Origin of the sequence: Streptomyces polyrhachis, assembly GCF_042663125.1 — a bacterium.
GTDB classification, from domain to species: Bacteria; Actinomycetota; Actinomycetes; order Streptomycetales; family Streptomycetaceae; genus Streptomyces; species Streptomyces polyrhachii.
Window position 1 is genome coordinate 1 of the sequence record NZ_JBHSZO010000071.1, and the last position, 8485, is coordinate 8485.

Annotated in this window: 9 protein-coding genes; 1 reads left to right on the forward strand and 8 read right to left on the reverse strand. The window is 74.0% G+C overall.

From position 1 onward, the window contains the following. Positions 1–244 precede the first annotated feature (244 nt). Positions 245–517, reverse strand: coding sequence for a DUF6158 family protein (locus ACFQLX_RS25375; protein WP_386418841.1), 273 nt, complete (start codon positions 515–517; stop codon positions 245–247). A 196-nt stretch (positions 518–713) separates the two neighbouring features. On the opposite strand from ACFQLX_RS25375, the gene ACFQLX_RS25380 reads away from it, so the two are divergent. After that, positions 714–1511 (forward strand): methyltransferase domain-containing protein, encoded by a 798-nt coding sequence (locus tag ACFQLX_RS25380; protein WP_386418842.1) that lies wholly within the window; start codon positions 714–716, stop codon positions 1509–1511. 70 nt (positions 1512–1581) lie between these two features. On the opposite strand, the gene ACFQLX_RS25385 is transcribed toward ACFQLX_RS25380, so the two are convergent. The 7 genes from ACFQLX_RS25385 to ACFQLX_RS25415 form a co-directional block, all read right to left on the reverse strand. Next, positions 1582–2139, reverse strand: coding sequence for a GNAT family N-acetyltransferase (locus ACFQLX_RS25385; RefSeq protein WP_386418844.1), 558 nt, complete (start codon positions 2137–2139; stop codon positions 1582–1584). 25 nt (positions 2140–2164) lie between these two features. Then, the gene (locus ACFQLX_RS25390; protein WP_386418845.1) at positions 2165–2416 is read right to left on the reverse strand and encodes a hypothetical protein; all 252 of its coding nucleotides are present in this window, start codon (positions 2414–2416) and stop codon (positions 2165–2167) included. Positions 2417–2511: 95 nt separating this feature from the next. Then, positions 2512–3456 carry a S66 peptidase family protein gene (locus tag ACFQLX_RS25395; protein ID WP_386418847.1) on the reverse strand — a complete coding sequence of 315 codons (945 nt, stop codon included), beginning with the start codon at positions 3454–3456 and terminating at the stop codon, positions 2512–2514. Further along, positions 3453–5438: a prolyl oligopeptidase family serine peptidase gene (locus ACFQLX_RS25400; RefSeq protein ID WP_386418849.1), complete on the reverse strand. Its 1986-nt coding sequence runs from the start codon at positions 5436–5438 to the stop codon at positions 3453–3455. Before ACFQLX_RS25400 ends, ACFQLX_RS25395 begins: the two co-directional genes overlap by 4 nt. A 79-nt stretch (positions 5439–5517) precedes the next feature. Beyond that, on the reverse strand, positions 5518–6891 hold the full coding sequence (locus tag ACFQLX_RS25405; protein WP_386418850.1) for a M20/M25/M40 family metallo-hydrolase: 1374 nt from the start codon (positions 6889–6891) through the stop codon (positions 5518–5520). Beyond that, positions 6884–7717 carry a M55 family metallopeptidase gene (locus ACFQLX_RS25410; protein WP_386418852.1) on the reverse strand — a complete coding sequence of 278 codons (834 nt, stop codon included), beginning with the start codon at positions 7715–7717 and terminating at the stop codon, positions 6884–6886. Before ACFQLX_RS25410 ends, ACFQLX_RS25405 begins: the two co-directional genes overlap by 8 nt. Positions 7718–7816: 99 nt before the next feature. Then, positions 7817–8485, reverse strand: a 669-nt coding sequence (locus ACFQLX_RS25415) for a tyrosine-type recombinase/integrase (RefSeq protein ID WP_386418853.1), incomplete at its 5' end; no start/stop codon positions are given.

An 8485-nucleotide genomic window follows, 5' to 3' on the forward strand; every position in this document is an offset into this window, starting at 1 on the left:
GCCGCGAGGTCGGGGAGCACCGGCAGTGCGGCGCCGGTCCACTCCTCGCGCGCCTCCGTGGGCTCCATCGCTCTCCAGGACCTAGGACGTCGGGGCGCCGGCGGTGCGTGCGCTGCGCTCCGGCCGGGGGTGTGTACGCCGGTCCGTCCACCTTGGCAGACGGGCCCGGGACCCGCCGGGGTGATTGCGCCGGGCCGGTGAGGGGGGCGTGCGGTGCGGGTGGGGTACCGGATGCGGTCCGGGGTCAGTCGCGCTCGCGGGCGCCGCGGCGGGTGCGGCCGAGGGCGACCATGCGTTCGGGGTGGCGGCGCAGATACTCGCCCTCCAGTTCGGCCATGCGGGTGTTGTGCGCGGCCAGGGCGGCCGGCGAGCCGTGCAGGAGGGTGTCGTGGCGGGTGCGGTGGATCGTCTCCAGCTCGTGGATCAGCTGGTGGTCCTCCAGCTCGTGCGGGTCGACGCCGTGGGCGGCGGCGTTCCGGCCGTCCTGCGGGGTGTGCGGTTCGACGGCCTCGGGCATCGCTGCGTCCTTTCCGGGGGGCTCGCGGAGGGTGGTGCGGAGCCTTGCGGGTCGGTCCTCTGAGGACAGGATCGGGTACGGGGCCCGGTGCGGCTCGTCAGCGCGGGGCGTGCGACCGGAGCTGCCGCTTCCCCCGGTGTGTCTGCATGTTGAGACGATTCTGTTCACGATACGAGAAGGACTCTAGGGTTCCCCCATGGCTACCTACACGCACGGGCACCACGAATCCGTCCTGCGCTCGCACCGCTGGCGCACCGCCGAGAACTCCGCCGCCTATCTGCTGGGCGAGCTGCGCCCGGGGCTGCGGGTGCTGGACGTGGGCTGCGGCCCCGGTACGATCACCGCCGACCTCGCCGCCCGGGTGGCTCCCGGCCGGGTGACCGGCGTCGACACCGCTCCCGGGGTGCTCGCGGACGCGCGGGCGGAGGCGGCGGCGCGGGGGGTGGCGAACGTGGAGTTCGCCGTCGGGGACGTGGAGCGGCTGGACTTCCCCGACGACAGCTTCGACGTGGTCCACGCCCACCAGGTCCTGCAGCACGTCGCCGAACCGGTGCGGGCACTGCGGGAGATGCGCCGCGTGTGCCGGCCCGGCGGGGTGGTCGCGGCCCGCGACTCCGACTACGCGGCGATGACCTGGTATCCGCAACTGTCGGTGCTGAGCGACTGGTTGGCGCTCTACCAGCGGGTGGCGCGGGCGGGCGGCGGCGAACCGGACGCGGGGCGGCGGCTGTTGGCCTGGGCGCGGGAGGCCGGCTTCGCGGAGGTCACCGCGGGCGCCTCGGTGTGGTGCTTCAGCGGTGCGCAGGAGCGCGCCTGGTGGAGCGGCCTGTGGGCCGACCGTACGACCGCCTCCTCCTACGCGGGGCTGGCGGTGGCCGGCGGCCACGCCACCGCCGGGTCGCTGGAGCGGATCGCGGCGGGGTGGCGGGAGTGGGGCGCGGCGCCGGACGGGTGGTTCAGCGTGCTGCACGGGGAGGTTCTCTGCCGCGTCTGAGTGCGCGCGGGGGCGCGGGGGGGTTGCGGCGCGGACGCGGGGCGCGTGGGGCGCGTCGGTCAGGAGCGCGTCATCGCCCTGTCGCGTCCGTACCGAGGGGCATCTCGCTGGTGATCGCCCAGCGTTCGTGGTCGCGCCAGGCGCCGTCGATGTGGAGGAAGTCGGGCGAGAAGCCCTCCAGGCGGAAGCCGGTGCGGCGTACCAGGGCGATGGAGGCCGCGTTGCCGGGCTGGATGTTGGCCTCCAGGCGGTGCAGCCCGAGGGGGCCGAAGGCGTGGCGGACGACGAGGCCGACGCCCTCGGTCAGATGGCCCCGGCCGGCGCCGGCGGCGAAGGCCCCGTAGCCGAGGGCGCCGCAGCGGAAGCCGCCGTGGACGATGTTGTTGATGTTGACGAAGCCCAGGAGCTCGCCGCTGCCGGGCGCGCAGACCGTGAAGCCCGCCGCGCCGGAGCCGTCGAAGCGGTCCATCCAGCGCTGGAACCCCTCGGGTGTGTCGGGGAGTCGCAGCCAGGGGTGGTGCAGCTCGCGGCTGGCCCGCACCGCCTCCAGCCACCGCGCCTCGTCCTCCCGGCGGGTGCGGCGGATGGCGGTGCGGTCGGTCCGGGCGAGGAGGTTCCGTTCGGGCATCGGCCGAGTATACGAAGGGCCCTGCTCAGCGCCTGCTGCGCATGGACCAGCCCACGATGACGCCGATCAGGCCCACGGCCAGCAGGGCGAGCCACAGGGGGGTGTTCACCACGGGGATGATCACGCGGATCCTGGTCGATGTGGTGTTCTCGAAGATGAACACCACGGCGAGGATGCCGAGGACGATCGCGATGCCCCGGGCCGGGGTGAGGCCGCTGCCCTTGCCGGAGCGGCTGTCCACGTCGTCGCGGTCGCCCCTGTGCTTCTTTTTCGCCATGGTCCAGCATGTGCGCACGCCGGACGCGCCCGCCGGGAGGCCGCGTCCGACCGGGTGAGCGGACGCGCCCTCCGGGGCCTTTCCGAAAGCCCCCGTCAGGCCAGCGCCGGGACCGTGAAGCGCAGGGTGGCCGCCTGGGCGTCCAACTCGGCCGGGACGCCCAGGGGAAGGGTGAGCGAGGGGCTGCCGTGGCCGAAGTCCAGCTCCTCCACGATCGGCACGCCCAGCGGGCCGAGGCGGTCGAGCAGCACCTCGCGCACCCCCGCGTACGGGCCGCAGTCCCGCCAGGAGCCCAGCGCGATGCCCGCCACGCCCGTCAGCCAGCCCGCGCGCAGGAGCTGGGTGAGGATGCGGTCGAGCCGGTAGTCCTCCTCCCCGACGTCCTCGATGAGCAGGATGCCGCCGGCCGCGGACGGCCGGGCGTCGGGGGTGCCCAGACCGGCGGCGAGCAGGCTGACGCAGCCGCCCAGGGTGACGCCGCGCGCCCGGCCGGGGACCAGGCAGCGCGCGGTGGGCGAGGTCACCGTCTGCACGGTCTCCGGCTCGAAGAGGGTGCGGCGCAGGTGCTCCTGGGTGGTGGCGTCCTTGGCCAGGACGCTCCACGCCGGCATCGGCCCGTGCAGGGTGGCGAGTCCGAGGTGGACGGCGATGGCCTCGTGCAGCGCGGTGGCGTCGCTGAAGCCGAGGTAGAGCTTGGGTCCGGCCTCCCGCAGCCGCCGCCAGTCGACGAGGTCGGCCATCCGCTGCGCGCCGTAGCCGCCGCGGGCGGAGAACACCGCCGCCGTACGCGGGTCGCACCAGGCGGCCTCGAAGTCGCGGGCGCGGGCCTGGTCCGTACCGGCGAGGTAGCCCAGGCGCGGGTGGGTGTCGTGGGCGTGGGGCAGCACGAAGGGGTCGAGGTCCCAGCCCCGCAGGAGGTCCAGGCCCGCGTCGAGGCTCTCGCGGGGGAAGGGTCCGCTGGGCGCGACGACGGCCACCCGGTCGCCGGGGCGCAGCCGGCGGGGGCGCACGAGCGGGCGCAGGCCGCCGGGGGCGCTCATCCCTTCAGCTCCAGCGGCGGCACCCCGGGGGCGTCGAAGCCGAAGGTCTGGGCGTAGAGGGAGAGTTCGGCGTGGAGTGCCGAGACCATGGTGTCCGCGCGGCGGAAGCCGTGGCCCTCCCCCTCGTAGGTGAGGTAGGCGTGCGGCACGCCGCGGCCCTCGACCAGGGCGAGGAAGCGCTCGCACTGCACCGGCGGGCAGATCACGTCGTCCAGGCCCTGCAGGAGCACGAACGGGGCGCGCACCCGCTCGGCGTGGTTGACCGGGGAGCGCTCCGCGAAGCGCTCGGGGACCTCCGCCAGCTCTCCGACCAGCGAGACCAGGTACTGCGACTCGAAGTCGTGGGTCTCGCCGCAGGCCCAGCCCGCGAGGTCGAGGATCGGGTAGATCACCGCCGCGCAGGCGTACAGCCCCTCGGTGAGCGGGGAGGTCAGCGAGGCGGCGGCGGTCCAGCCGCCCGCGCTGCCGCCGCGCACGGCCAGGCGCGCCGGGTCGGCGGTGCCCTCCTCGGCCAGCGCGCGGGCCGCCGCGGCGCAGTCCGCCACGTCGACCACGCCCCACTGCTCGCGCAGCCGGTTGCGGTACTCGCGCCCGTAGCCCGTGGAGCCGCCGTAGTTGACCTCGACCACGCCGATGCCGCGCGAGGTGAAGTACGCCAGGCTCAGGTCGAGTACGAGGGGCGCGTGCCCGGTCGGGCCGCCGTGCACCCACACCACATAGGGCGGCAACTCGCCGTCGGGAGCGGCGAATTCGGGGTTGTGCGGCGGATAGACGTGGGCGTGCACCTCCCGGCCGCCGGGGCCGGCGAAGGTGCGGTGGTGGGGCCGTGGGTAGTAGGCCGGATCCACCCGGTCCTCGTGCGCGGCGCCGATCACCTGGGCGCGGCCCGTGCGGGTGTCCAGCTCCACGACCTCGTAGGCCGTGTACGGGCCGGCGGCCACGCCGGTGACCCGCTCGCCGTGCACGGCGAGCGTCGGGGCCCACTCCGTCCACGCGCCGGGGACGTCGGCCAGCTCGCCGGTGTGGGGGTCCAGTATCCCCAGGCGGGTGTCGCCCCGGCCGTGCACGGCGGCGACGAGGCCGCTGGGCAGCGGGGCGAACCAGCGCTGCCCCGGCTTCCACAGTCCGGCCGCGAACTCCTCCTCGCGGGGGCAGAGGTTGACCGCCGCGCCGGTGGTCGTGTCCACCCGGTGGAGGTTCCACCAGCCGGTGCGGTCGGTGGCGGCGAGAAGCGAGCCGTCGGGCAGCCACTCGGCCTGGGCGACGGACTCCTGCGGGCCGCCCAGCAGGGTCCGCGCGCCGGTCAGGGCGCCGTCGCCGACCTGCGCGATCCGCAGCTCGGTGCCGTCCCACGGCATCGAGGGATGGTCCCAGCTGATCCACACCGCCTGCCGGCCGTCCGGGGAGACGCGCAGTGCGGTGACGAACCGGCGGCTGTCGTCGGTCAGTTCGCGCACCGCACCGCGGTCCTGCGCGGCCGAGCCGTCGAGCGGCACGGCCGCGAGCACCCGGCGCACCTCGCTGGGCCCCTCGCCGGTGAACTCCTCCAGCACGCACCACACCTCGCCCCGCTCGGGGCGCAGCTGCGGCTCGCACCAGCGCAGTCCGCCGCCGACGGCACCGAGCGGGGTGAGGGGCCGGGGCGCGCTGGCGGAGTCCGGCTCGAAGGCGTAGAGCCGCTGGTCGGCGAAGTCCGTGAAGACGATCACCGGCCCGTCGGGGGTGGACATGCCGGCCCAGGGGGTGCCCCCGTATTCGTGCACGCGGTTGCGGACGTTCCAGGGGGCCGGCAGGACCGACTCCTGCGTGCCGTCCGCGCGGCGGCGCACCAGGGCGCGGCGGCCGCCCTCGGCGGGGCGCGGCGCGGTCCACCACACCTCGTCGCCGACGGCGCCCAGGTGCTCGGGGCGGCCGTCGCCGGCGGCGGCCAGCTCGGCGCTGACGGGCGACTCCCAGGAGCCGTGGGGGGCGATGGTCACCATGGCGGGCGGACTCCCGTCGTCCTGTCGTACGAACCGGTGTGCAGGGGGATGGGCGCGGACGCCTGGGCGCGGGCCGCCATCAGGCGCCGCGCAGGAAGCGGTCGAGGACGCGGACGCCGAAGTGCAGGGCCGCCACGGGCACCCGCTCGTCGACGCCGTGGAACATCGCGGAGTAGTCGAAGCCCTCGGGCAGCCGCAGCGGCGAGAAGCCGTAGCCGGTGATGCCCAGGCGGGAGAACTGCTTGGCGTCGGTGCCGCCCGACATGCAGTACGGGATCACGTGCGCGTCCGGGTCGAACTCCGTCAGGGCCGCCCGCATCGCGGCGAAGGTCGGCGAGTCCACCGGCGCGGTCAGCGGTGTCTCCCGGTGCTGGAACTCCCAGTCCACGTCGGGTCCGGTGAGGGCGTCCAGCGTGGCGTTGAACTCCTCCTCGCCGCCGGGCACCACCCGTCCGTCGATCTGCGCGGTGGCGGAGCCGGGAATCACGTTGATCTTGTAACCGGCGTCCAGCATCGTCGGGTTGGAGCTGTTGCGGACGGTCGGCTCGACCAGCGCGGCCGCGCGGCCCAGGCGGGCCAGCAGCGCGTCCACGTCGAAGCCGGGGGCGTCCAGGTCGGCCGCGGCGCCCTCGACGCCGTAGAGCGCGGCCAGCTCCGTCAGCGCGGCCCGCACCGTCGGGGTGAGCCGCACCGGCCAGCGGTGCTCGCCGATCCGGCTGACGGCGGCGGCGAGCCTGCTCACCGCGTTCTCCCGGTTGACCTTGGAGCCGTGGCCGGCCCGGCCGTGCGCGGTGAGGCGCAGCCAGGCGGTGCCGCGCTCCCCCGCCGCGACCGGGTAGATACGCATCCCGTCCCCGGCGTGGAAGGTGAAGGCGCCAGACTCGCTGACGCCCTCCGTGCAGCCCTCGAAGAGGCCGGGGTGGACGTCGGCGAGATAGCCCGAGCCGTACTCGGCGCTGGCCTCCTCGTCGGCGGTGAACGCCAGCACGATGTCGCGCCGGGGCCGCACTCCGGCACGCGCCCAGCCGCGCACCACGGAGAGGATCATCGCGTCCATGTTCTTCATGTCGATGGCGCCGCGGCCCCAGACCACGCCGTCGCGGACCTCCCCGGAGAAGGGGTGGACGGACCACTCCGAGGCGTCGGCGGGCACCACGTCCAGATGGCCGTGGACGAGCATCGCCTCGGCGCCCGGGTCGCTGCCCTCGATCCTGGCGACCACGTTGGTCCGGCCGGGGGCCTTCTCCAGCAGCGTCGGCTCGATGCCGGCCTCGGCCAGCCACCGCGCCACGTACTCCGCGGCGGGGCGTTCGTTGCCGTCGCCGCCGCCCCGGTTGGTCGTGTCCATCGCGATCAGCTCCGAGGTGAAGCGCACCACCTCGTCCAGCGACTGCCCGTCCACCGGGGTCCCGGCGTCCCCGCCCCGGGCCGCGCGCATCTCCGTGTCAGCCATACTGCTCCTCCACCGCTGCCGAGACGAGTGTGGTCACGGCCTTGAAACACCTGATCGCCCCGTACATGGTCTCCGTCGTGTACGCCACGCGCCGCTCGCCGCTCGCCACCACGCCGGGCACCACCGTCGCCGCGCCGGCCAGATGCTCGGCGTCGAACTCCAGCTCGATGGTGAAGGGGCCGCCCGAGACGGGCTCGTGGCGCACCGCCAGCGCGGCGGCCTCGCGCGCGGCGGCGCGGATGTCGGCGGCCGTACGCGCCGGGGTGCGGCAGACCGCCGCGTACCGCGAGACGTAGTCCTTCACCGCGACGCCCTTGGCCCGCGGCGCGTACCCCCGGGCGTCGTCCAGCGTCCTGTCGTCCCCGGTGACCAGCACCACCGGCACCCCGTACTCCGCGACGACGTGGGCGTTGAGCAGGCCCTCGCTGGCCCGCACGCCGTTGAGCCAGACGCCGGTGATGGAGTTCGCCAGATAGGTGTGCGCGAGCACGCCCTCGGCCCCGGCACCCGTGTGGTAGCCGACGAACGCGATGCCGTCCACGTCACCGTGCTGGACGCCCTCGACCATCGACAGCGCCTTGTGCCGCCCGGTGAGCATCTGCACCCGGTCGTCCAGCCGCTCCAGCAGCAGATTGCGCATGGTCCAGTGCGCCTCGTTGACCAGCACCTCGTCGGCCCCGCCGTCGAAGAACCCCTGGGCGGCCGCATTGACGTCGGAGGTGAACATCGGCCGGCAGCGCTCCCACTGCGCACCGCCCGGAAGCACGTCGGCAGGCCAGGTGACGCCGGTGGCGCCCTCCATGTCCGCAGAGATCAGGATCTTCATGCGACCCCACCCTACCCACCCCATAAGCCCCAGGCCAGAGGCCATAAGGGCACCACAGGAACACACCACTGACAGCAGTTGCTGACAGCAGTTGCGACATCAGCCGCCGCCATCAGCCACCGGCGCCGGTTTCTCGGCCCCGAGCAGCGCGCCGACCCGGTCCAGCGCCTCACGCTGCGACTGCAGCGCGGCGTGGGTGTAGACCGACAGGGTGGTGTCCACGTGACTGTGCCCCATGATCGCCTGAGCCTCGTGCGGCTTCGCACCTGTGTCGGCCAGAAGAGTCGAAGCGCCGTGGCGCAGGTCGTGCAGCCGGATGGCCCTGAGACCCAGCGTCCTACAGAGTCTCTTGAAAGCGCTGGCGAGGGCGTCCTCGTTCATCGGCTGCCCCTTGTCGCCGGTGAACACGTAACCGCCCTCCACCCATGCAGCCCCAGCTCTCAAGCGCTGGCCATCCTGCCGCTCCCGCTGCTCCCGAAGCGGCACGATCAAGACCTCGGGCAGGCCGATCAACCCCTTGTTCCCCTTACGTCCCCTGCCCTTGGGCTTGTAGTCCACATCCACGATGGGCCTACCGACAACCTTGATCCGCTGACTCTGCTGACGCACCCGGAGAGTGCGACCCTCAAAGTCGATATCCGACCAGCGCAACCCGCGCACTTCTGCTCGGCGAAGCCCCATAACAAGGGCGAGCAGGAAACCCGCATACAGCCAGTGAGCCTTTCCCAGTAACGGGTCGTCGCTCGCTGTGATCGCGATGCTGGCGCT

What these genes read in the sequence shown, in the direction of transcription:
- ACFQLX_RS25375 (WP_386418841.1), bottom strand. Translation starts at nt 517, where the DNA reads ATGCCCGAGGCCGTCGAACCGCACACCCCGCAGGACGGCCGGAACGCC.
- ACFQLX_RS25400 (WP_386418849.1), bottom strand. Translation starts at nt 5,438, where the DNA reads ATGGTGACCATCGCCCCCCACGGCTCCTGGGAGTCGCCCGTCAGCGCC.
- ACFQLX_RS25380 (WP_386418842.1), top strand. Translation starts at nt 714, where the DNA reads ATGGCTACCTACACGCACGGGCACCACGAATCCGTCCTGCGCTCGCAC.
- ACFQLX_RS25385 (WP_386418844.1), bottom strand. Translation starts at nt 2,139, where the DNA reads ATGCCCGAACGGAACCTCCTCGCCCGGACCGACCGCACCGCCATCCGC.
- ACFQLX_RS25410 (WP_386418852.1), bottom strand. Translation starts at nt 7,717, where the DNA reads ATGAAGATCCTGATCTCTGCGGACATGGAGGGCGCCACCGGCGTCACC.
- ACFQLX_RS25405 (WP_386418850.1), bottom strand. Translation starts at nt 6,891, where the DNA reads ATGGCTGACACGGAGATGCGCGCGGCCCGGGGCGGGGACGCCGGGACC.
- ACFQLX_RS25390 (WP_386418845.1), bottom strand. Translation starts at nt 2,416, where the DNA reads ATGGCGAAAAAGAAGCACAGGGGCGACCGCGACGACGTGGACAGCCGC.
- ACFQLX_RS25395 (WP_386418847.1), bottom strand. Translation starts at nt 3,456, where the DNA reads ATGAGCGCCCCCGGCGGCCTGCGCCCGCTCGTGCGCCCCCGCCGGCTG.